The sequence below is a fragment of the Tautonia sociabilis genome (genome assembly GCF_003977685.1).
Lineage (GTDB): Bacteria > Planctomycetota > Planctomycetia > Isosphaerales > Isosphaeraceae > Tautonia > Tautonia sociabilis.
In genome coordinates this window covers 1-20803 of record NZ_RYZH01000003.1, presented here as the reverse complement: position 1 = coordinate 20803, position 20803 = coordinate 1, and the positions used below count along the sequence as shown (strand labels likewise).

Genomic DNA, 20803 nt, shown 5'->3' with positions numbered 1-20803 from the left:
GCCGGTTGCGGCGGGATCCGAGGCCCTGAGCTCGTCGTCGTCACAACCTGCGAGTCACCACCGGAGGAATCGAATCGCGGCCTCCGCTCCGGAGCCGGGCCGATCAGGGACCTTGGCAAGGCCGGGGAGCGGCCGGAACCGGATCGTGGGGAACCCGGGGAGGAGGCCAGGGCGCCGGCCAGCCGGCCGTCGCTTTCTTGAGCCCGATGGCGTAGCCTCATGGGCGGAGGGTCCGTCCTTCCGATCGGCACCTTCCCGGGCCCCCAGGAGAGCGACCGCCCATGTCCATCGCCGCATCGACCCCCTGGAACAACCTGACCAGGCATGCCCGGGAGATCGCCGGGCTTCACCTCCGCGACCTGATCCAAGATGCGGACCGATGCCGCGCGATGACCGCCAAGGCCGAGGGGATCACCCTCGACTTCTCCCGCCAGAACGCCACGACCGAGACGTTCCAACTCCTGCTCGCCCTCGCCGAGGAAGCCAGGCTCCGCGACAAGATCCGGGCCATGTTCCGGGGAGACCGGATCAACTCGACCGAGGACCGCGCCGTCCTGCATGTCGCCCTCCGGGCCCCGAAGGGGGAATCGATCACCCTCGACGGCATTAACGTCGTCGACGAGGTCCACGACGTCCTCGACAAGATCCGAGCCTTCAGCGAGAAGGTCCGCTCCGGCTCCTGGACCGGGGCCACCGGCCGACCGCTCACCGATGTCGTCTCCATCGGCATCGGCGGCAGCTACCTCGGCCCCGAGTTCGTCCACGAGGCCTTCCGCACCGATCCCGAGTGCGCCCGATCCGCCGAGGGCCGCCGCCTCCGCTTCCTCGCCAACGTCGACCCGATCGACGTCGCCCGCAACCTCGAGGGGCTCAACCCCGAGACCACGCTCGTCGTCGTCGTCTCCAAGACGTTCACGACCGCCGAGACCATGCTCAACGCCAAGACGCTCCGCCAGTGGCTCGTCACGGCGCTTGGGCCCGACAGCGTCGCCAAGCACATGGTCGCCGTCAGCACCAACCTCGAAGCCGTCCAGGCGTTCGGCATCGACCCCGCCAACGCCTTCGGCTTCTGGAACTGGGTCGGCGGCCGTTACAGCGTCTGTAGCGCCGTCGGCGTTCTGCCGCTGGCCTTGCAGTACGGCATGGAGCACGTCGGGCACTTCCTCGACGGGGCCCACGCCATCGACCGCCACTTCCTCGACACCCCCACCGAGCGGAACATCCCGGCCATCCTCGGCCTGTTCGGGGTCTGGAACTCCACCTTCCTCGGCCGTCCCGACCGCGCCTTGCTCCCCTACTGCCAGGCGTTGCTGAAGCTCGCGCCGCACATCCAGCAGGTCGACATGGAGTCCAACGGCAAGCGGGTCGGCCTCGATGGTCAGCCGGTCCCCTTCCCCACCGGCGAGGTCGACTTCGGCGAGCCCGGCACCAACGGCCAGCACTCGTTCTATCAGCTCCTCCACCAGGGGCGCGTCGTCCCCGCCGACTTCATCGGCTTCACCAAGAGCCAGCGGCCGATGGACGTCCCGGGGGAGCCCGTCTCCAACCACGACGAGCTGATGGCCAACTTCTTCGCCCAGCCCGACGCCCTCGCGGTGGGGAAGACCGCCGAGGAGGTCGCCGCCGAAGGGGTGCCGGCCGACCTCGTCCCGCACAAGGTCTTCCCCGGCAATCGCCCCTCGAACGTCCTGCTCGTCGACGGCCGCCTCACCCCCGACGCCGTCGGCCGCATCCTCGCCGTCTACGAGCACCGCACCGCCGTCCAGGGCTTCCTCTGGGGAATCAACTCCTTCGACCAGTGGGGCGTCGAACTCGGCAAGGTCCTCGCCAAGCAGGTCCGCTCTCAGCTCGCTCGATCCCGCAAGGAGGGCGCCCCCATCGAGGGCTTCAACCCCTCGACGACCGCGCTGCTGAAGACCTATCTCGGGACCTGACCTGACCTGACCTGACCCGATCTTCCCGGAGCGACCACCCCGATGGGACTCGACCTGCTCGTTCTCTACGGCTCCGTCCGCTCCGACCGCCAGGGGATCCCGCGCCCTGCTCGCCGAGATCGGCACCCCGAGCATCCCGTCGATCCTTGCCGTCCCGAAGGTCCAGGACACCTTCGACGACGACGGAACCCCCCGAGACGAGGCCTGGCTCTCCCGGGCTTCCCGATTCCTCGACGAGCTGGAATGGTACGCCGAGGCCCTCCGGCACCGCCGGGCCTCGGGCGTTCCGTACTGATCGGCGCCGACGGCCCGACCGCGGGGTTCGGCCCGGCCCGGCTCTGGGTTCCCGGCGCGACCGTCGGCCCGTCGATGGTTTCCCGAGGAGACATCCGATGACCATCGGCAACGACCGAGACGCTCCCCTGCGTGCCCACCTCCTCGAACTCCTTGACGGCGGGGCCGCTCACCTCGGCTTCGAGGCCGCCGTCGCCGGCTTCCCGGTCGACCGCTCCGGCGATCGTCCCGCCGGGCTCCCCCATTCCCCCTGGGAACTGCTCGAACACCTCCGCATCTGTCAGCGCGACATCCTCGACTTCAGCCGGTCCGCCGAGTACCCCAAGCTCGACTGGCCCGCCGACTACTGGCCCCCGTCCCCTTCCCCGCCCGACGGCCGCTCCTGGGACCGCTCGATCGCCGCCTTCCGCCAGGATCTCCGGGCGATGCGCGACCTGGTCGCCGACCCCGCCACCGACCTGCTCGCTCCCCTGCCCTGGGGATCGGGCCAGTCGATCGTGCGAGAGGCCATGCTGCTGGCCGACCACAACGCCTACCACCTCGGCCAGCTCGTCGTCGTCCGCCGGCTGCTCGGCCTCTGGGACGACTCGTCCTCCCCAGCCTCCTCCCCTCCGGAAGACGAGGGTTGAGGATCGCCGCCTCGAGGCACTCGCTCTCCCCCGGCATCGGATCGGGACGAGGAGCGGGAGAGGCCCAGGACCGAGGGGCTCGGCCCTCCCGAGACGACTGAGGCCCGGCCCGGCCGCCGGGCTCAACCCCGGGGCCGGACGTTCTTCTTCCTCAGGATCCGAAGCGCCACCTCGGTTTCCGCCCTCACGCTCGGGTCCTCGTCCTCGCGGAGCCGATCCAGGTCAGCCAGCGCCTCGTCGCGTTCCGGGAGCCTCGGCCCCACCCGGCCGAGGAACCAGGCCCCCAGGCTGCGCACGAAGTTCAACTCGTCCCGCATCGCCGCCCGCAGGCCGGCCAGCGCCCTCGGGTCGTCGGGGTCCACCTTCGCCAGGGCCGAGGCCGACCAGACGCGGACGAAACTCGCCTCGTCCTTCTCGATCGCCTCCGCCAGCGCCGGGACCGAGACCTCCCGAGCCGCCGGCCCGATCATCCCCAGGGCGTGCGCCGCCAGCCTCCTCGTCAGCGGGTCCTCGCTCCGCAGCAATGCGACCCAGGACGAGGCGGGCACTCCCAGGTACTCGTTCCGCCCCGCGGAACCCGTCTCGAGGGTGGGATTGGACATCGCTCGCTCCGATCGAATCGGCCCCCCGCCGGGGGCGCCGGGGCGTCAGATCCCCCGGCCCAACCGGCGATCGAGGTTGAACGCGGCACTGATCAGCCCCATGTGCGTGAAGGCCTGGGGGAAGTTTCCCAGCGCCTCGCCCGCCGGGCCGGTCTCCTCGGCATAAAGGCCGACGTGGTTCGCATAGGTCAACATCTTCTCGAAAATGAACCGCGCCTCGTCCAGCCGGTTGGCCCGAGCCAGGGCCTCCACCAGCCAGAAGGTGCACATATTGAAGGTCCCCTCCTCCCCCTCCAGGCCGTCCGAGGCCGCCCGGCCGATTCCGTAGCGGTAAACCAGGCTGTCCGAGACCAGCTCGTCCATGATCCGGTCGATTGTCGACTGCATCCTCGGGTCGGTCGGCGCGATGAAGAACACCAGGGGCATGATCAGGTTCGCCGCGTCCAACTCCTCCGAGCCGAAGTGCTGGATGAACGCCCCCCTTCCGTCGTGCCAGCCCTCCTGCATGATCGTCTCGTAGATCTGGTCGCGGGCCTCCATGTACCGGGCGTGGTCCAGCGGCAGGCTGTGCTTGTGCGCCAGCCGGATCGCCCGGTCCAGCGCGACCCAGCATTGGAGCTTCGAGTACACGAAGTGGTGCCGCCCGCCCCGGACTTCCCAGATCCCCTCGTCGGCCCGGTTCCAGTGGGCGATCACCCAGTCGGTGAGCACCCGGATCGACTTCCAGAAGTCATACGAGATGCGGTCGCCGTACTTGTCGAACAGGTAGATCGAGTCGAGCACCTCGCCGTAGATATCCAGTTGGAGCTGGTCGGCCGCCGCGTTGCCGACCCGGATCGGACGGGAGCCCCGGTAGCCTTCCAGGTGGTACAGGTCCTCCTCCGGCAGCTCGTGGCGGCCGTCGATGCCGTACATGATCTGGAGCGGCCCGACCGAGGAGCCCTCCCCGCAACGGGCCTGGAGCCACTCCATGAACCGCCTCGCCTCCGACGTGAACCCCAGGCGGAGAAACGCGTAGACGGTGAACGCGGCGTCCCGGAGCCAGCAGTAGCGGTAGTCCCAGTTGCGGACGCCCCCCACCTCTTCCGGCAGGCTTGTCGTCGGCGCGGCCACGATCGCCCCGGTCGGCTCGAAGGTCAGCAGCTTCAGCACCAGGGCCGACCGGTGAACCATCTCCCGCCATCTCCCCCGGTAGGAGCACTGGCCGAGCCAGTCCCTCCAGAACTTCACCGTCCGGTGCAAGGCCGCCTCCCCCTGGAGCCGGGCCTCCAGCAGCTCGGGGCGGCTGGCGTCCTGCACCTGGCGGAGGATGAACGTGGTCATCTCCCCCGGGTCCAAGTCGAACTCGCAGGAGACGCCCCCGTCCCGAATGTGCAGCGGGAACCGGCTGATCAGCGAGAACGTGGCGCAGGGGGCCTCGAAGACCGCCCCCCTCGGGTCGAGCCGGACGGTGTGTGCCTCCCTCGCGAAGTTGAACGCCGGATGGCAGTCGAGCCGGAACCGGACCGAGCCCCGGATCGCCCGGACCACCCGGACGATCTGGTGCGTCTTGGCCGGCTCCCCCGGGTCCCGCACCGGCATGAAGTCGACGACCTCGCCGACCCCGGCCTCCCCCAGGAACCGGGTCACCAGGACGTTCGTGTCCGGCAGGTACATCTGCTTGTTCCGGTCCAGCCCCAGGGCGTGGATCCGGAACGAGCCCCCCTTCTTCGCGTCGAGGATCGCCGCGAAGACGCTCGGGGAGTCGAAGTGGGGCAGGCAACACCAGTCGATCGAGCCGTCGATCCCCACCAGGGCGATGGTGTGCATGTCCCCGATGATGCCGTACGACTCGATCGGCTTGTAGGTCATCGCTCCGACGCTCCGCCTGCCCGGGGCGGACGATGCGCGTCGCCCCGCCCCTCGGCGGGGACCACGGCGGGAGGCGTCGGCCACCGGGTCGGGTCCGGTCTCACCACCATCGGCGCGTCATGGTAGCACGAGGACCCGCCCGGCGAAATGTCCCGAATCCAGGGTCGGCGGAGGGAGCGTCCGGCGGGGAGGGGCCCGGGTCGGTTTCCGGGGGCGCCTCGAGCAGTCGAGGGCGCGGGGGAGACTCAGCGCTCCCGGTAGACGATCCGGCCCTTGGTGATGTCGTACGGCGTGATCTCGACCGTCACCCGGTCGCCGGGCACGATCCGGATGAAGTTCTTCCTCATCTTGCCGGCGATGTGCGCCAGCACGCGGTGGCCATTCTCCAGCTCCACCATGAACTGCGTGTTGGGCAGCGCCTCGACGATGCGCCCTTCGGTCCGTAACGGTTCCTCTTTGGCCACTCGGCCCTCCAGGGTGAGCCGGCCCCGGCACCGGCGGGATGCTGACCGGGGGTCGTTGGGGGTCGGGCCGCCGGGTCGGCCCGATCGATCGGGGGGAGTCGGCGGCCTGAGGGCGGTCGCAGATGCCCTCGGCGGGCCGAGCCCGAGTCAATCATCATTTTATCCGAAGCCGCCCGGCCCGCTAGTCGCTTTTCGAGGATCGCCGGCCCGACGGCTCGACCCCTCCTCAGGACGGCAGAAACGGCGGTGTCAGGCCCTCCACCTTCAAGGACACCCGGTGCACCGCGTCGACCGCCGTGATCGCCAGGCCCTTCCCGTCCCGGCCCCACCAGTTCAGGTTCGACGGCCGCTTCGGCAAGGCAAGAATCCCCAGCAGGTCGCCGTCCGAGCGGTACACCCAGATCCCCTGCGCCACCGCCACGTACACCCTTCCCTCCCGGTCCACCTTCAACCCATCCGGCCCCCCCTTCTCCTCGGGGTCCATCGTCGCGAAGATCCGGTCGCTGCCCGGCACCACAGCGCCTTCTCCGTCAATCTGGAAGGCCCGAACGTGGTCCTTCGCCGTATCGCAGACGTACAGCGTCTCCCCGTCCGGGGCGAAGGCCAGGCCGTTGGGCTTCTCGAACCCCTCCGAGACGACAAGCCGCAGCTCCCCCGAGGCCGACAGGGCGAACACCCCCTCGAACGGCAGCTCCTTCTGCTCCGGGCTGGGCACGCCGTAGGGCGGATCGGTGAAGAACAGCAGGCCGTCCGGCCGACAGACGATGTCGTTCGGGCTGTTCAGCCGACGGCCCTCGAACCGCTCGGCGACCGTCTCCACCCCCGAGCCGTCCGGGGCCATCCGGGAGACCCGTCGGCCGTTCTGCTCGCAGAAATACACCAAGCCGTCGGGGCCGAAGGTCTGCCCATTGGCCGCCCCGTTGCGCTCCCGGAGCACCCCGGCCGGCCCTCCTCCGGGAGGCAGCCGGTACGTCCGCTCGGCCTTGATGTCCTGCCAGAGCAGCGATCCGTCCGGCAGCCAGAGCGGCCCCTCGGTAAACTGGAAGCCCTCGGCGATCGTCTCCAGCGGGCCGTCGATCAGGTCGATCAGCCCCGAGTCGCGCAACACCGTCGCCCTGGCCATGTCCGATCCTCCGTCCTCGAGCGGGGGGAGGCCGCCGAATCAATTGAGGGAGATCCCCCGGGCGTCCCTCCGGCATGGTGACCGCCGCCGACCGGCCGGGCAAGCGCCCGCCGCCGGCCCTCTCCCCATCGGCCGTCGCCCCGAGGGGGCACGATGGTTGACGACCATCCTCGTTGTGATAGCGTGTACGATGGATGCTGGTCCGCCTGCCGGGCCGGGGAGATGCCGGGCCGTCGCCACCGCCCTCCCCATCGCGATGCCGAGGCCAGGCTCGAGGGGGTCGCCGCCGATGGATTCCGTGCCGCAGCCCGACGAGAAGGATACCCAGCGCGCCGAGGCGCTCTTCAAGTACGGCAACGATGCCGCCGCCAAGGGGAATCTCCCCTATGCGATCGACATGTACACGAACGCCCTGAAGATCGCCCCCCTTGAGGTCAAGTACCGCCAGGCCCTCCGGGCGGTCCAGCGCAAGAAGTTCCACAACGACCCGGCCAAGGTCGGCATGTTCGCCGGGGCCAAGCTCCAGCCGATCCGCCTGAAGATCAAGGCCTCCAAAAGTCGCAGCCACTGGGTCGAAGCGCTCGAGCACTGCGAGGAGGCCTTTCTCATCAACCCCTGGGACGTCGCCACCAGCCGGGACCTCGCCGAGGCCGCCGAGCAGCTCGGCTCCCGGCCGCTGGCCCGATGGGCGCTGGAGTCGGTCCAGGCCCAGGCCGCCGAGGACGTCTCCTTCTGGAAGCACATGGCCCACGTCTACGCCCTCTGCGAGGAGTTCCCTCGTGCCATCCTCTGCTGGGAGCGGATCAAGAAGATCTCCCCCGGCGACGAGGAGGCCACCCACCAGATCCACGCCCTCTCGGCCAGCGGCCTCATCCACGGTAGCGGCCTCCACGAGCAGATCCAGCGCGCCGAGCCCCCCGGCCGAGCCGGCCCCGAGCCCTCCGAGGAACCCGAGTCCGTCCGCCAGCGGCAAGCCCTCACGCCCGAGCAGCGCTTCGCGAACGAGGTCAAGAACGACCCCGCCCGGCCCGGTCCTTACCTCGAACTGGCCGAGCACTACCGCCAGCAGGATCGACTCGACGAGGCCCGAGACATCCTCGCCCGAGGCCTTCAGGCCCTTCCCGACCACCCCACCCTCCGAGACTCCTACGCCGAGGTCCAGATCGCCCGGCTCAGGAAGGCGATCGACGGCCTGAAGGCCCACCTGAGGGATCACCCCGACGACCTCGAGTCGAAGACCAGGCTGGAGAAGCTCTCCGCCAAGCTCTCCGACTACGAGCTCGCCGAGTACCGCCGTCGCGTCGCGGCCCGGCCCGACGACCCCCAGCTCCGCTTCGAGCTCGCCCGATGCCTGGCCGGCGCCGGCCAGCACGAGGCCGCCATCCCCGAGTTCCAGGCCGCCCGCTCCGCCCCGGGGTTGAAGGTCCAGGCCCTCGTCGGCGCCGGCGGCTCGTTCGAGGCCACCGGCGTCCCCAAGCTCGCCGAGCGCAGCTACGCCGAGGCCCTCAAGCTCGTCGATCCCGAAGACCAGGAGACGCTCAACGAGCTGCATTACCGCCTCGGCCGCGTCTCCGAGCAGCTCGGGAATCTCGAGGCCGCCGAGTCTCATTATAACGAGGTCGCCGCCAACAACTTCGGCTACCGGGACGTCGCCCAGCGCCTGCGGAGCTTGAACCAGCGGATGTCTTCGTGATACAATCCCCCCTTTGCCGGCCGGCCGCAGGACGGACGTCCGGACCCAGGCCCCCCTTTCCCCGACCGCCGGGACCCGATCGAGCGATGCCCAATACCGAATCCGCCAAGAAGCGCCTCCGCCAAAACGAGAAGCGCCGGCTCCGCAACCGGATCGCCAAGAAGATCATCAAGACCTACTCGAAGCGGACCCTCAAGGCCGCCTCCGAGGGGAACTTCGAGGCCGCCGAGGCCGATTTCCGCTTCGCCATCGCCAAGATCGACCGAGCCGGCGTCCGCCGCATCCTCCACCCCAACACCGCCGCCCGCCGCAAGAGCCGCCTGACCCGAGAGTACGACGCCCTGAAGAACGCCGCCGCCTCCTCCTCCTGACCTCGCCCCCCGGCCAGGCAGGGCAGGGCAGGACAGGATCATTCAAGAGAGTGCGGCGGGGCGGTTCGGCGCAACGCGACGCGAAGCGGAACGGTCGGAATGCCCTCCTTCTCGGCCGACTACCCTGAGATCGCTCGCACCCTGGCCGCCTCCCTCGGCGAGCCGAACCCCACCCGGGAGCGCCCGCCCTCATCGTTCCGAGAGTTCCTTCGCGTCTTTCTCGAGGAGCAGGCCGGCGGTCCCTCGATCGACCTGCTTGACCGCGCCGGCCTCTCGCTCGACCCAGGCCCCCTCGCCGAGGCCGACCCCACCGAGCTGCTCGACCTCCTCCGGGACGGCCGGCGCGCCCCTCCCCGGGGCCTCGGCCCTTCCCTCCAGCGCCTCGCTCGCTGGGTCGTCGATCGGGGAGGGTTCGACGCCCTGGACGGGATCGGCACCGACACCCTCCGAGACGAGCTTCGATCGCTCCGAGGAATCGGCCCCGCCACCGCCGACCGCCTCCTCCTCGAGGCCCTCGGCCGCCCGTCGGCCCCCGTCCGTCGCTCTGACTACCGCATCCTCGTCCGCCACGGCTGGCTCGACGAGTCCTCCGGCTACGACGAGGCCCGAGAGCTCCTCTGCTCGGTCTCCCCCGACGACCCGGCCGCCCTGTCCCAGCTCTCCTCCTGGTTGGGCGAATTAGCTCGATTCTGCCGGGTCGCCTCCCCCCAGTGCGACCGCTGCCCGTTGCGGCCCTTCCTTCCCCCCGGCGGGCCCATCGACCCGACCTGATCCCCCCGGTCCTCGCCCAGGATCGTCGTCGTCGAGCCGATCGCCCGGCCCGATCGACGGTTCGCCCGCATCCTGGATCCAACCGTTCCTGGGCTCCGACCCGGAAACCGAAACGGCGATCCAGGATCAGGTGTTGATCCCGAACCGCCACGCTCGGATCGGCGTCCGTCCGCGACGGCGGATCGGATCGAATCGGATCGGATCGGAACGCGGCGCTCGATTGATTCCCGGTGCGGCGCCGTCGGTTAGTTGCCCGAGCCGGGCAAGGTCTCGGGCTCGGGGGCCGGGGCGGGGGCCTCTCCGACGGGAGGCACGTCCAGACCGATCCCTTCCAGCAGGTCGTTCATCGTCCCCGGGGTCCCGTCCCCGCCCTGGAGCTTCTGGGCCTCGATGATGCGGGCCATCTGGTCGAGCTCCGAGAGCAGGTCGAGCGTTCGGTCTCGGACCCGATCCCGGTCGGCGTCGGGAACTCGGAACGAGAAGGTTCCCAGAGTGAACTCCGGCTCGAAGGTCACGTCGGTGTAGGAGATCTCGAACCGGCTGGCCTCTTCCTCCTGGGAGACGATCTCGCCGACCGGACGGCCGGTGGCCGGGTCGACCCGGGGGGCGTTGGTGTTCCGCACCGTCGGCCGGCGCTTGCCCAGCAGGATGACCTTGTAGGGCCAGCCCGTCTCCTTGTCGACCTGGACCTCAACCACGCTCGGAATGTAGGCCGGAGGGGTGGCCAGCGGGCCCAGGCCCAGCGCGTTCATGTCCTTCCAGTTCCCCCGGAGGATCCAGACGGGCCGGCCGTTGAGTTCCCCTTCCAGCTTCCGGTCGAACCGGACCGACTGCCGCAGCCCGTCGAGCATCCAGTAGGGGCCGGAGAGCCCCAGCCGCTGCTGGATGACGAAGTCGCGGTGGAACTTCTCAAACGGTTCGGCCTCGATCTTGTCGAGCACCTGGGGCAGATCGAGCCGGAAGTAGTACGTCTGGTCAAGGATCTGGGAGACGTCCCAGAGAGACTGGCCATCGCAGACCTGCCGCATCCGGCCCCGAGCCTGGGGGAGCCCCTGGACCTGGAGGTCGAGGCTGAAAGTGTACGGCCCTTGCTGGGCGTACTCCCCTTCGACCGAGAACCGCTGGCCGAGCATCTCGACCTCTTGCCGGATCGTCGCCCGGACCTGCTCGGTCGCCTTGACCTTCCGCATCGCCTCATCGAGCACCAGCTCGGCCTCGGTGGCAGGCTCAACAGGGGGAGGCAAGGGGGCCTTGCCGGGATCCTGGGCCAGAACGATGAGCGGCGCCAGCGCGGCCGCGAGCAGAGGAAGGACGATCCGTCGGTTCGACATGGCCGGCTCGTGCCGTTCTTTCTCAAGGGGCCGGAAAGGACTGTCCGATCATATCGCCAGGCGCCGGACGCGGCAAGTCCGGCCGGGACCGCCCGGCTCGGGCCGACTCCAGGGATGGAGCGGCCCGGTCGTCCCCGGGCCCGGGCGAAGGATCGCCCCGGCCTCCGGGATCGCCGGGGGGCTCGCCAGGCAGGGATGCCGGGCGACCCTCCGGCCGGCGGTCCCCCGCCGTCGGACGCGCCGCGACCGGCGAGCGACCTGGCCTCGCGGCCGAGTCGGTCCGCGGTCAGCCCGAGGAGGAGGCATTCACCCCCGCGTCGTTCTCCGGCCCGGCCCGCCCCGATCGCTCCGATCGCCCCGCCGATCGGCCGCCTTCGGGATCGTCGTCGGCCCCGAGGCGCCCGGGGGCGGGAGGTCATTTCAGGATGAAGACGCTCGGACTGCTGATGATGGCGGCGGCCGCCGCCGGGACCGTCGCGAAGGCCGACGGTCTCAACAAGCCGCATGCCCTGAACACCCTGTTCCGGCCCCACGTCGTCCACCACGGGCCGCCCCCGGCGAGCGGGCCGATCATGGCCCCGCCGGTCGACCCCGGCCTCGGCGCCGCCGCCTTCGGCGCCCCCCGGGCCTTCGCCAACACGACCAGCCAGGTCTTCTTCGTCGACCCGCCGAACATGCAGATCGGCTGGCAGACCCCGGGCCCCGACGGCTCCCCCACCTACCTGCCCGCCCAGCTCACCGTCCCGGCCCGATACAACTTCAAGCAGGGGTTCATCTACCGCCTGAAGCTCACCAACATCGCCGAGAACCCCGGCCTGACCCTCTACCCCACCATCGAGGTCGCCCCGAGCACCCCCCAGACCGACGCCTACCTGGCGCACAACCCGATCCCCGTGCAGTTCACCCAGGAAGACTTCGACCAGATCCGCGCCGGTAACTTCGTCACCAAGGTCGTCTACCTGCCCGATCCCAAGTTCCAGGAGCTGGCCGTCGCCGGCCTCTACGGCGCCGAGACGCTGGTCTCCACCCGCCTGGAGCCGGGCGTCGACCCGATCCTCGAGGCCGACAAGCGCGGCACGATCCTCATGGTCATCCGCTGCGGTGCGATCGACCTGGAGATGCCCGAGGCCGTCCCCGGCGGGGTGATCTACGACGCTCCGTCGGTCACCACCCCCTCCCCCGACGCGATGGTCCCCCCGGCCGCCCCGATGATGGCCCCCCCGGCCGAAGAGGTGCCGATGGAGGCCCCCGTCTCCCCGGCGGAACCGGGGATCCCCTCCACGTCGCTGATGCCCACCGAGCCGGGCATCTCGCCCGTCTCGGTGTCCTTCCCGACGTCCGACGCGGAGTCCCTCCCGCCGGTCGTCGGCGAGCAGCCCGCCCCCTGAGGCTGATCCGGGCCGCCGGGCCTCCCTTGTCGATCGTGGCCGGTCGCTCCTCCGAAGCGATCGGTCCCGATCCCCCGCCCACCTCCTCCGAGCCCCGGCGGGCCGCCCCGGGCCCCCCGCCGGGGCCTCGTCGCGCCCGAGGACTCGGGGCTCGTCGCCGACGATCCGGACCGTCCGGCCCTGGTCCTCGGCTCGATCGCCCCCTCGCTCTGCCCCTCGGCGCTCCGCTCCCGGATTCCCGGTCCCGATCGATCGCGGAGGACCGCCTTCGCTCGAGCCGGTCCGGACCTCCGGCGTCTCGCCTCCGGTCGCCCGAGCCGATCGCGCCGGGCCGCCCCGAGGCCGGGCCTCGGTCTTCCGAGTCGACGCTTCGATCCCCGGGGAGCCCCGATCTCCGGGCCCCGCCGCCGGGCCTCCCGCCCCGCCGCGACCGCAGTCCCCGGTACCCATCGCAGTCTCCTGTAGCAGAACGAGGGAGGGAACGACCCATGACGCCCGCTCGACGGACCGGCCCGGCGGCGACGGCGGCCCTGCTGCTGGCCGTCGCGCTGGGGAGCATGGCCCACCGGGCCGAGGCCCGGCAATTCCCCGACGGCGACCCGGTCGGCGTGGCCGAGTTGAACGCCGCTCCGCCCCCGGCCGCCCCGGCCTCCCCGGCCCCCGGGCCGATGCTGCCCCCGAACATCCAGGTCGTCCGGTTCACCGGCCCCCCTGGCCTGGTCATCGAGGTCCTGGAGCCCGCCCCGATCGGGGTGCCCATCCCCGAGGACCAGCGCGACGCCGGGGGCCTGACCGTCGGCCTGCAGGTTGGCGTCGGCTATCGCCTTCGGATCAGCAACCTGCCGAACCGGCCCGACGCCGAGTTCTTCCCCGTCGTCGAGGTCGTCGGCCACCTGCACCGGCCCCCCGACATCGACCCGGTCCGCTTCCCGATCCGGGTCGTCTTCGGCCTGGAGGATCTCGTCGACGTCGCCGATTCCGGACGGCTGGTCACCCAGGTCATCTACCTGGAGCCCCAGGACCAGGCCCTACCGATCTCCCTCCCCCCGGAGATGATCCCGACCACCACGATCGGCCCCGGCGAGGATCCGCTCCGGGTGGCCGGCGCCCTCGGAAGGGTCATGGCGATCGTCCGCCTCGGCGGCCGGACCCCCGACTTCGGCCAGCCCGTCGGCCTCGGCCTCGGCCTGGTCGCCGGCCCCTGCCCGTTCGAGCACGCCGAGGGAGGCGGTCGATGCGGCATGCCGATCTGCCCGCCGCTGGTTCCCGCCGACCCCACCAAGCCCCTCTTCCCCGGCGACGAGTACCTCTGCGACGGCGGCGACCACGCCTCCAAAGCCGGCGTCGGACCCGACGGCAACCTCCTCGGCGTCGAGCCCCAAGACGCCATGATCCGCTTCAACGCCGGCTCGAAGCCCCGGGTCTTGCCGACCAACACCGTCTGCCTCTACGCCCCCCGCTTCGCCGCCATTCGCAACAGCCTTGGCACGAATGAGAACACGGTGATCACCGTCCCCCGGGGCGCCGAGGCCCTCTCCCAACCGATGATCAAGGCCGAGTCTCGCCCCCCGATTCGGATCACCCAGACCCTTGCTGCCGACGCCTTGCGCGCTCGGCGTCGCGCCTCGGCCATCGAGTCGAGGACCCCGCCGGTCACCCACATCGAAATCCGAGTGCTCAACGAGTTCTCCGAGGTCGTCCTGATCGACGAGGCCGATCTCGTGCAGGGCCCGCAGGAGCAGAACGGGATCGTCCGGGCGATCACCTCCCAGAAGGACGTCGCCGCGGTCGGCATCAAGACCGCTGAGGGGCCGGTCGTCACCGGCATCGTCCAGGGAGCGGGCGAGACGGTCATGTCCTGGAAGCCCGGCGAGATAGCCGGCGTCGAGCCGCCCCCGGATCAGCCCGGCCTCGCCGTGGTCAAGGAGGTCGACACCGCCGTCGCCGAGCCCGGCCAGGTCCTGACCTACACGATCCGATGGCGGAACATGGGGAACGTCCCCATCTCCCACGTCTCGATCGTCGACAGCCTCCTGCCCCGGCTCGAATATGTTCCCAACAGCGCCCGGGGCCCCGCCGGGTCCGTCTTCACGGCCACTCAGGGGGGACTGGCGGTCGAGCGCGGCCAGGCCGAGGACGGCACGACCTTCTCGGCCTCGGAGAACGCCGCCGGCTCCACCGAGCTGCGCTGGGACCTCCCGGCGCCGCTCCTCCCCGGCCAGGAGGGGGCCGTCTCCTTCCAGGCCCGAGTCCGCTGAACCGGACCCGCGATCGGCCGGACCCTGCTCCCACGATCCCCCCGCCGAGCCCTGCCCGGCGGGGGATCGTGTCGTTCTTGGTTGGAGGGGCCCCGATCCCTGGCTCCCCGTCGTCGCATCGCCGAAGCATGCCGGGTCGAGGCGTTGAGGGTCGCAGTGGCCCCGCCCGGGAGGACCCGAGATCCGGCGGAGACGACGCCGGCTCCCCCAGGCCGATCGTCGGTCCTCCTCGAATTCCGGATCGACGTCCCCACTCCCCCCCACGCCCGAGGATCCGCCGTCGCTCCTTCTCCCTCGGGCCTCAGCCCCCGGGCGGTGACGACCTCACTCCGGGTTGGCCATCTGATGCTCCAGGCGCTCGATCCGGTGGCGAATCTTCTCGAACTCCAGCACGAGCTCCTGCACGTCGTGCTGCAGCTCCTTGATTTTGACCGCCAGCTCGGCCACCTCGACGCGAAGGTCGTCCCCTTGGGCACCGCCCCCGGAACCGGGCGAAGGCCTGGTCGTCATCGCAAGATCTCCCGTGGGATGTCCCGGCCCCGAGGGGGCGTCACCGCGATGCCCTCGACGATCGGCCGGCCGGCCGAGGGGCCCTGCCTTCAACCCTCGCGCGCCCGGGGGGCCGGATCAAGGGGAGAGCCGCTCGATCACCCAGCCCGGGCCCTCGCCGTCCCGGCGGTACCGGATCCGGTCGTGTAAGCGGCTCGGCCTCCCCTGCCAGAACTCGATCTGCTCCGGCCAGACGACGTACCCCCCCCAGTGCGGCGGCCGGGGCACGTCGTCGCCGAATCGTTCGGCGGCGTCCCGTAGGCGATCCTCCAGGACCCGGCGGTCGGCGACCACCTCACTCTGGTCCGACGCCCAGGCGCCCAACTTTGTCTCCGTGGGGCGGCTCCGGAAGTAAGCGTCCGATTCCTCCTCCGGGAGCCGATCCACCCGACCCTCGATCCGCACCTGCCGCTCCAGCTCGGGCCAGTGGAACAGCAGCGAGGCAAACGGGTTGGCCTCCAGCTCCCGGCCCTTGCGGCTCCGGTAGTTGGTGAAGAAGCGGAACCCCCGCGCGTCGACCCCACGCAGCAGGACCACCCGAGCCGAAGGCCTTCCCTCCGGCGAGCAGGTCGCCAGCGCCATCGCGTGCGGATCGGCCAGCCCGGCGCGCTCGGCGTCCGAGAACCAGGAGGCGAACTGCCGGATCGGGTCCCGGTCGACCTCCTCCTCCAACAAGGACCCCAGCGTGTATTCCCGTCTCGAGGAGATCGATTCCACCGTCGTCACGCTCCCGCAAGACCGTCGTAGACCGACGTGATTGCATCGACTTGCGCACCGGCATCGCTCCGGAGGCCGGACGAGTCTCACTCCGGCCTGCATTGTAGGACGGCGCTCGAGCGTCTCCCAGGCCCGTCGAGGGCCGCAACGCCACCTCAGGAGTCCGCGATGATCCTGAAGCTTCGCCACGGCGACCGGGCCTTTCTGATCGAGGTCCCGCCCGGCAGCCGGCTCAAGCGCAACGCGATCAACCTCCCCATGCTGATCATTCCCGGTCGCCGCCCCGGGGACACGGCGACCCTGCTCGCCGCCCCGGAGATCCTCCCCGCCGCCCGGCAGGGCTGCTTCGGCCTGGCCCTTCGGGGAGAGGACTCCTGCGCCGTGCCGTCCTCGGCCCCCCTGGCTCAGGCGGCCCGCTGAACGACCGTCCCGGCCAGCAGGTCATGCAGCGCCCGGTGCCGGTCGCTGAAGGCCGCCATCAGGAAGCCCACCCCGAAGGGGATCAGCGACAGCAGCTTCCCGAACGTCCGGCCCAGGGCCCGGGAGAAGCCGATCCGATCCCCCTGCTCGTCCGACACCCGCACCCCCAGCGCGAGCTTGCCCACGGTCGCCCCCCGCCTCGATCCCTCCATCCCGGCGAAGTACAGCACGATCGTCGCGAACGACGCCAGCGACGACACGGTCCTCAACCCCTCTCCCTCCAGCCCCAGGGCCTCCAGCCCCCGGGCGATCCCCACCGTCGCCGCCGCGAGGATCCCGTAGTCGATCGCCAGCGCCGCTCCCCTCCTCCACAGCCCCGCCGGGGCCCCGGCCGCCGACGATCCCCGCTCGGCCTTCTCCCGGGGAGAAGGCGAGGCATTCCCCCCGGCCCGCTCGGACGTCGTTGTGGCCATCGCCGTCGCTCCCCCGCGCTCCCGGACCTCTCGGCTCAATCCTCGGCCGACACGAGCACCTTGCCCGCCGCCTCCCGGCCCATCGCCACCGGACGCCCCCCCACCCGAACCACCAGCGCCCCCGACTCGCTCCGGTTCTCCACCACCAGGCCCTCGGCCCCGAGGTCCAGGCCGCACTCCGACAGGTAGCGCAGGAAGCTCGGATCCTGGTCCACCACCCGGGCCACCCGGAAGCGGGCCGTCGCCGCCAGCTCCGCCAGGGGACGGCCGCTGGGAGGCTCCCACGAGCCGTCGGCCCGGGGGATCGGGTCGCCGTGCGGGTCGACGCTCGGGTGGCCGAGGAAGGCGTCGATGCGGTCGATCAGGTGCTCGGAGACGGCGTGCTCCATGTGCTCGGCCTCCTCGTGCACCTCGTCCCAGGACATCCGGAGCGTCTCCGCCAGGAACAGCTCCAGCAGCCGATGCCTCCGGAGCACCGCCAGCGCCAGCCGCTCCCCCGGCACCGACAGCCTGACCCCCTCATACGGCGTGTACGACGCCAGGCCCGCCTCGGAGAGCGTCTTGAGCATCCCCGTCACCGTCCCCGGCGAGACCCCCAGCGCCTGCGCCAGCTCCCCGGTCGCCACCGCCCGATCCCGGTCGGCGCTGCAGGCGATCTGGAAGATCGTCTTCACGTAATTCTCGACCGTCAGGCTCGGCACCGCGCCCATCCCCCCGTCCCCGATCGCTCCCGACTCCCCGCCGCCGACATCCTACCCGACGACTCCTCCCCGGCTCGACCCCCCGTCCTCCCCCCGGAGATCACGAGTCCTCGCCCTGGTCCCGCTTCGACTCCTCCCCCAGCACCAGCCAGGCCGCCTTCAGGTAGGCCCCCTCCGGAGCCTCCAGTCCCACGGGATGATCCGGCGCCGCCCCGGTCATCGCCAGGAGCCGGGCCGATCGCCCCGCCCTCCTCCCGGCCGACCGCAGAATGCCCGAGAACTCCTCAACCGGCAACAGCCCCGAGCAGGAGCAGGTCAGCAGCAGCCCTCCCGGCTCCACCAGCCCCATCGCCAGCGTGTTCAGGTCGAGGTACTTCTTCCTCCCCTCGTCCATCTCCCGTCTCGAGCCGATCAGCTTCGGAGGGTCCAGCACCACCACCCCGAATCTCCTGCGGTTGACGCCCATCTGCCTCATGTACCCGAAGGCATCCGCGTGCACGAGGTTCATCCGCACCTGGTTCAGGTTGGCGTTCTCCCTCGCCATCGCCACGGCCTTCTCGTCCAGGTCCACCGCCGAGACCTCCTTCGCCCCGCCGTTGACCAACGCCGAGAGCCCAAACCCCCCCGAGTAGCAGCAGACATCCAGCACCGACCGGCCCTGGCAGTATCGCGCCAGCTCCTTCCGGTTGTCCCTCTGGTCGCAGAAGAAGCCCGTCTTGTGCCCCCCCTCGAACCGCACCCGGTAGCGGACGCCGTGCTCCCGAATCTCCACCTTCTCCGGCGCCCCCTCGGTCGCCACCGGCCTCCCCGAGAACTCCTCCGCCTGCGCGATCCGGTGATCGACGTGCACCCGGTACGCCGAGGCCCCCGCCTTCTCCCGAAGCCGGTCCATCAGCGGGCCGATCCGCTGGTAGATCCCCAGGCTGAACACCTCGGCCGAGAGCACCTCCCCAAAGCGGTCCACCACCAGGCCCGACAGCCCGTCCCCCTCGGCGTGCACCAGCCGGTAGGCATCGCTCACCGAGTCGAGCCCCAGGGTCTCCCGACGCAGCGAAACCGCCTCGTCGATCCTCCCCTCCCAGAACTCCGATCCGGGAGGCCGCTCCCCCCGGACGATCAGCCGCACCGGAATCTGAGACTTCCCGTTCCAGAGCCCAAACCCCAGCGGGACCCCGTCCCGGTCCACCACCCGGACCAGGTCCCCATCCGACGGCCTCGGCCCCGGCTCCGGCCCGATCACCATCTTCTTGAAGATCAACGGATGCCAGCCCGGCGACCTCACCCGAACCGTCGGGAGCGTCCCCTCCACCTCCAGCGACCGCGACGGCGCCTCCGCCACGCGACTCCTCCCCTGCTCCCCCATCGTCCACCACCCCTCTCCAACCACCCCCCCGCCGACGCTCGGCCCGGCCCGCACCCGAGCGCCATCACCCAGGCATCACCGCATCACTCCTCCTCATCCTCCTCCAGCCCGTCCAGCGCCCCCGGATCGTTCCTCACCAGCCTCCGAAGCCGGACCAGCAGCGCCGTCGCGTACCGCTGGACCGAGAGTTGCCGAGCCATCACCTCCTCGGTGGCCGCCTCCAGGGGGATCTCCCCCAGCTCCCGATAGGTGCGCGTCAGGCTCTCCCAGCCGGCCTTGAGCACCTTCTGGGCAAGTTCGGCGCGGGCTTCGCCCTCGGCCTCGCGGACGAGGACGAGCCCCTTGCGCACCTTCCTCATCGCCTGCTGGGCCTGCTGGAGTTGCCGCAAGGCCAGTCCGGGGGTCATCTTCTGGGCCATCGGAGGCTCGATCGCTCGGGGCTCGGGTTTTCCGCTACACAGGGGCCGCGTTCGGCGACTATTCTAATCGGATCGCGGGCCTTCCGTCCAAATCGACCCCTTCTTCCACCCCAAACCCGTCGGAGCCCTGCCGGATGAGCGAATTCGACCACGAAGACTCGGGCGGGACGTCCGTGGCCGAACCGATCGTCACCACGAAGACCGAACCCAAGACCCGCAAGCAGGCCGACGACCGTACCGAGGCCCGCCGCCAGCCCCCCTACAACGTCATCATCCTCAACGACGAGGAACACACCTTCGACTACGTCATCGAGCTCCTCTGCAAACTCTTCCGCCACTCCCTGGCCACCGCCCAGGAGCTCACCTGGCGGATCCACCTCACCGGCCGAGCCGTCGTCTTCACCACCCACAAGGAGCTCGCCGAGCTCAAGCGCGACCAGGTCCTCTCCTACGGCCCCGACCCCCGGATGAGCATCTCCAAGGGCCCCCTCGACTGCTACATCGAACCCGCCCCCGGCGGCTAATCCTCCCTCAGCCGTCGCTCCCGGTCGATCCCCCGTCGGCGCCAGAAACCGACTCGGCTCGAACCTCGGCAATCGAAGCGCTCCCGCCGACGGTGATCGACCCGATCCTCCCGCATTCCGTTCGGCCCGAACACCGCCCCCCCCCATCTTCTCCTTGCTCTTCCGTCCTAGCATCTTCCCCGCTCCCACCATCTCCCCCCATCTTCCTGGTCGCGGGCAACGCTTCGGTCCCCTCCCCCTGGTCCTTCGATGGGCGAACAAGGTGAGGCCCGGGCATCCAAGATCCCCTCACCGTTCCCCCATCCTCCCCCGATGATCCCGAGAGGAGGACCCCGCGCGCCGGACGCCTCGTCGGCATCCGGCCTCGGAATCGACCGCTTCCCGGGCGCCGACGATTGGGGGGGAACCTTGCGAGACGATCACTCGGAAGCACGATTCTCCTCTCCCTCGACCGAGTCGGGACCGGTCGTGCCGCCGGCGATCGGTCGGCGGGCGATCGCCGGCAAGCGCGGATCCGGCCGCATCGTGCCGGTGCGCGGAACGAACCCAACGGAACAACACAACCCAATCCAACAAAACAACCTAAGGAAAACCAACTTCGCGCACCAGATCGTGAGCGGGCACGACTCGATCGGGGTCAAGGCCGTCGGCCGCAGCGATCGGTTCGAGCGGGTCTTCCTCGGGGACCGAGGGGCCGGAGCAGCCCGTCGTCCCGGTGCGCCGGCGCGCGGAACGAACCCAACTGAAGACGGAAGTCGTTCCCCTGTCTCCCGTTACAAGAAGGAGGGGTTGCGTGCCGAGGGCACTGTCTCATCCGCCATCCTGTTGGGTTGACAGTTGTTGCGTCAATGCGGCGGGGTCGGCCTGCAGCAGCTCCCAGAAGTCGGCGGTCGGCAGCACCAGGCCCAGGACCTGGTAGGGGCAGCGG

The 20803-nt window shown here is 70.5% G+C and carries 20 protein-coding genes; 9 read left to right on the top strand and 11 right to left on the bottom strand.

All coding sequences use genetic code 11. The features are described 5' to 3' along the window. The first annotated feature begins 281 nt into the window (after nt 1–281). The gene (pgi, locus tag TsocGM_RS02195) at nt 282–1934 is read left to right on the top strand and encodes a glucose-6-phosphate isomerase (protein ID WP_126723688.1); all 1653 of its coding nucleotides are present in this window, start codon (nt 282–284) and stop codon (nt 1932–1934) included. Between the two features lie 392 nt (nt 1935–2326). Then, the gene (locus TsocGM_RS02190; protein WP_126723687.1) at nt 2327–2857 is read left to right on the top strand and encodes a DinB family protein; all 531 of its coding nucleotides are present in this window, start codon (nt 2327–2329) and stop codon (nt 2855–2857) included. A 122-nt stretch (nt 2858–2979) separates the two neighbouring features. Here the strand turns inward: TsocGM_RS02190 and TsocGM_RS02185 are convergent, their stop codons facing one another. From TsocGM_RS02185 to TsocGM_RS02170, 4 genes are all read right to left on the bottom strand, one after another. Next, the gene (locus TsocGM_RS02185) at nt 2980–3459 is read right to left on the bottom strand and encodes a HEAT repeat domain-containing protein (RefSeq protein ID WP_126723686.1); all 480 of its coding nucleotides are present in this window, start codon (nt 3457–3459) and stop codon (nt 2980–2982) included. A gap of 45 nt (nt 3460–3504) precedes the next feature. Continuing rightward, a complete protein-coding gene (locus tag TsocGM_RS02180) occupies nt 3505–5310 on the bottom strand; it encodes a glycoside hydrolase family 15 protein (RefSeq protein WP_126723685.1) in 1806 nt (601 codons plus the stop codon). Between the two features lie 245 nt (nt 5311–5555). Continuing rightward, nucleotides 5556–5774: a translation initiation factor IF-1 gene (gene infA, locus TsocGM_RS02175; protein WP_126723684.1), complete on the bottom strand. Its 219-nt coding sequence runs from the start codon at nt 5772–5774 to the stop codon at nt 5556–5558. Between the two features lie 226 nt (nt 5775–6000). Continuing rightward, nucleotides 6001–6897, bottom strand: coding sequence for an SMP-30/gluconolactonase/LRE family protein (locus TsocGM_RS02170; RefSeq protein ID WP_126723683.1), 897 nt, complete (start codon nt 6895–6897; stop codon nt 6001–6003). Nucleotides 6898–7186: 289 nt separating this feature from the next. Here TsocGM_RS02170 and TsocGM_RS02165 point away from each other — a divergent pair, with 289 nt between their 5' ends. The 3 genes from TsocGM_RS02165 to TsocGM_RS02155 all read left to right on the top strand — a co-directional run bounded on the left by TsocGM_RS02165 (nt 7187) and on the right by TsocGM_RS02155 (nt 9732). After that, a complete protein-coding gene (locus tag TsocGM_RS02165; protein ID WP_126723682.1) occupies nt 7187–8590 on the top strand; it encodes a tetratricopeptide repeat protein in 1404 nt (467 codons plus the stop codon). Between the two features lie 86 nt (nt 8591–8676). Next, nucleotides 8677–8961: a 30S ribosomal protein S20 gene (gene rpsT, locus TsocGM_RS02160; protein ID WP_126723681.1), complete on the top strand. Its 285-nt coding sequence runs from the start codon at nt 8677–8679 to the stop codon at nt 8959–8961. A 99-nt stretch (nt 8962–9060) separates the two neighbouring features. Beyond that, the gene (locus TsocGM_RS02155; protein WP_126723680.1) at nt 9061–9732 is read left to right on the top strand and encodes an endonuclease III; all 672 of its coding nucleotides are present in this window, start codon (nt 9061–9063) and stop codon (nt 9730–9732) included. A 245-nt stretch (nt 9733–9977) separates the two neighbouring features. Here the strand turns inward: TsocGM_RS02155 and TsocGM_RS02150 are convergent, their stop codons facing one another. Beyond that, the gene (locus TsocGM_RS02150) at nt 9978–11063 is read right to left on the bottom strand and encodes a hypothetical protein (RefSeq protein ID WP_126723679.1); all 1086 of its coding nucleotides are present in this window, start codon (nt 11061–11063) and stop codon (nt 9978–9980) included. Nucleotides 11064–11488: 425 nt separating this feature from the next. Between TsocGM_RS02150 and TsocGM_RS02145 the strand changes: the two genes are divergently transcribed. Both TsocGM_RS02145 and TsocGM_RS02140 read left to right on the top strand, forming a co-directional pair. Further along, nucleotides 11489–12451 carry a hypothetical protein gene (locus TsocGM_RS02145; protein WP_126723678.1) on the top strand — a complete coding sequence of 321 codons (963 nt, stop codon included), beginning with the start codon at nt 11489–11491 and terminating at the stop codon, nt 12449–12451. 488 nt (nt 12452–12939) lie between these two features. Further along, nucleotides 12940–14709: a DUF11 domain-containing protein gene (locus TsocGM_RS02140; RefSeq protein WP_126723677.1), complete on the top strand. Its 1770-nt coding sequence runs from the start codon at nt 12940–12942 to the stop codon at nt 14707–14709. A 324-nt stretch (nt 14710–15033) separates the two neighbouring features. On the opposite strand, the gene TsocGM_RS02135 is transcribed toward TsocGM_RS02140, so the two are convergent. Then, entirely contained in the window at nt 15034–15219 is a 186-nt protein-coding gene (locus TsocGM_RS02135) for a hypothetical protein (RefSeq protein ID WP_126723676.1), read from the bottom strand. Between the two features lie 117 nt (nt 15220–15336). Further along, nucleotides 15337–15984: a pyridoxamine 5'-phosphate oxidase gene (gene pdxH, locus TsocGM_RS02130; RefSeq protein WP_126723675.1), complete on the bottom strand. Its 648-nt coding sequence runs from the start codon at nt 15982–15984 to the stop codon at nt 15337–15339. A gap of 159 nt (nt 15985–16143) precedes the next feature. Between pdxH and TsocGM_RS02125 the strand changes: the two genes are divergently transcribed. Then, nucleotides 16144–16395, top strand: coding sequence for a hypothetical protein (locus TsocGM_RS02125; protein ID WP_126723674.1), 252 nt, complete (start codon nt 16144–16146; stop codon nt 16393–16395). On the opposite strand, the gene TsocGM_RS02120 is transcribed toward TsocGM_RS02125, so the two are convergent. From TsocGM_RS02120 to TsocGM_RS02105, 4 genes are all read right to left on the bottom strand, one after another. Continuing rightward, nucleotides 16380–16868, bottom strand: a complete 489-nt coding sequence (locus TsocGM_RS02120; RefSeq protein WP_126723673.1) for an RDD family protein — start codon at nt 16866–16868, stop codon at nt 16380–16382. The two genes, TsocGM_RS02125 and TsocGM_RS02120, sit on opposite strands and share 16 nt — an antisense overlap. Before the next feature lie 35 nt (nt 16869–16903). Further along, nucleotides 16904–17578 carry a metal-dependent transcriptional regulator gene (locus TsocGM_RS02115; RefSeq protein WP_391731230.1) on the bottom strand — a complete coding sequence of 225 codons (675 nt, stop codon included), beginning with the start codon at nt 17576–17578 and terminating at the stop codon, nt 16904–16906. Between the two features lie 91 nt (nt 17579–17669). Beyond that, nucleotides 17670–18908: a class I SAM-dependent rRNA methyltransferase gene (locus tag TsocGM_RS02110; protein WP_233578182.1), complete on the bottom strand. Its 1239-nt coding sequence runs from the start codon at nt 18906–18908 to the stop codon at nt 17670–17672. Between the two features lie 107 nt (nt 18909–19015). Then, nucleotides 19016–19351 (bottom strand): hypothetical protein, encoded by a 336-nt coding sequence (locus TsocGM_RS02105; RefSeq protein ID WP_126723670.1) that lies wholly within the window; start codon nt 19349–19351, stop codon nt 19016–19018. Between the two features lie 134 nt (nt 19352–19485). Between TsocGM_RS02105 and TsocGM_RS02100 the strand changes: the two genes are divergently transcribed. Beyond that, the gene (locus TsocGM_RS02100) at nt 19486–19875 is read left to right on the top strand and encodes an ATP-dependent Clp protease adaptor ClpS (protein WP_126723669.1); all 390 of its coding nucleotides are present in this window, start codon (nt 19486–19488) and stop codon (nt 19873–19875) included. Nucleotides 19876–20803: the final 928 nt, after the last annotated feature.

Bases quoted from the DNA above. Each gene is read 5' to 3' on its own strand.
- pgi (WP_126723688.1), top strand. From the start codon at position 282: ATGTCCATCGCCGCATCGACCCCCTGGAACAACCTGACCAGGCATGCC.
- TsocGM_RS02190 (WP_126723687.1), top strand. From the start codon at position 2,327: ATGACCATCGGCAACGACCGAGACGCTCCCCTGCGTGCCCACCTCCTC.
- TsocGM_RS02185 (WP_126723686.1), bottom strand. From the start codon at position 3,459: ATGTCCAATCCCACCCTCGAGACGGGTTCCGCGGGGCGGAACGAGTAC.
- TsocGM_RS02180 (WP_126723685.1), bottom strand. From the start codon at position 5,310: ATGACCTACAAGCCGATCGAGTCGTACGGCATCATCGGGGACATGCAC.
- TsocGM_RS02170 (WP_126723683.1), bottom strand. From the start codon at position 6,897: ATGGCCAGGGCGACGGTGTTGCGCGACTCGGGGCTGATCGACCTGATC.
- TsocGM_RS02165 (WP_126723682.1), top strand. From the start codon at position 7,187: ATGGATTCCGTGCCGCAGCCCGACGAGAAGGATACCCAGCGCGCCGAG.
- rpsT (WP_126723681.1), top strand. From the start codon at position 8,677: ATGCCCAATACCGAATCCGCCAAGAAGCGCCTCCGCCAAAACGAGAAG.
- TsocGM_RS02155 (WP_126723680.1), top strand. From the start codon at position 9,061: ATGCCCTCCTTCTCGGCCGACTACCCTGAGATCGCTCGCACCCTGGCC.
- TsocGM_RS02150 (WP_126723679.1), bottom strand. From the start codon at position 11,063: ATGTCGAACCGACGGATCGTCCTTCCTCTGCTCGCGGCCGCGCTGGCG.
- TsocGM_RS02145 (WP_126723678.1), top strand. From the start codon at position 11,489: ATGAAGACGCTCGGACTGCTGATGATGGCGGCGGCCGCCGCCGGGACC.
- TsocGM_RS02140 (WP_126723677.1), top strand. From the start codon at position 12,940: ATGACGCCCGCTCGACGGACCGGCCCGGCGGCGACGGCGGCCCTGCTG.
- TsocGM_RS02135 (WP_126723676.1), bottom strand. From the start codon at position 15,219: ATGACGACCAGGCCTTCGCCCGGTTCCGGGGGCGGTGCCCAAGGGGAC.
- TsocGM_RS02125 (WP_126723674.1), top strand. From the start codon at position 16,144: ATGATCCTGAAGCTTCGCCACGGCGACCGGGCCTTTCTGATCGAGGTC.
- TsocGM_RS02120 (WP_126723673.1), bottom strand. From the start codon at position 16,868: ATGGCCACAACGACGTCCGAGCGGGCCGGGGGGAATGCCTCGCCTTCT.
- TsocGM_RS02115 (WP_391731230.1), bottom strand. From the start codon at position 17,578: ATGGGCGCGGTGCCGAGCCTGACGGTCGAGAATTACGTGAAGACGATC.
- TsocGM_RS02105 (WP_126723670.1), bottom strand. From the start codon at position 19,351: ATGGCCCAGAAGATGACCCCCGGACTGGCCTTGCGGCAACTCCAGCAG.
- TsocGM_RS02100 (WP_126723669.1), top strand. From the start codon at position 19,486: ATGAGCGAATTCGACCACGAAGACTCGGGCGGGACGTCCGTGGCCGAA.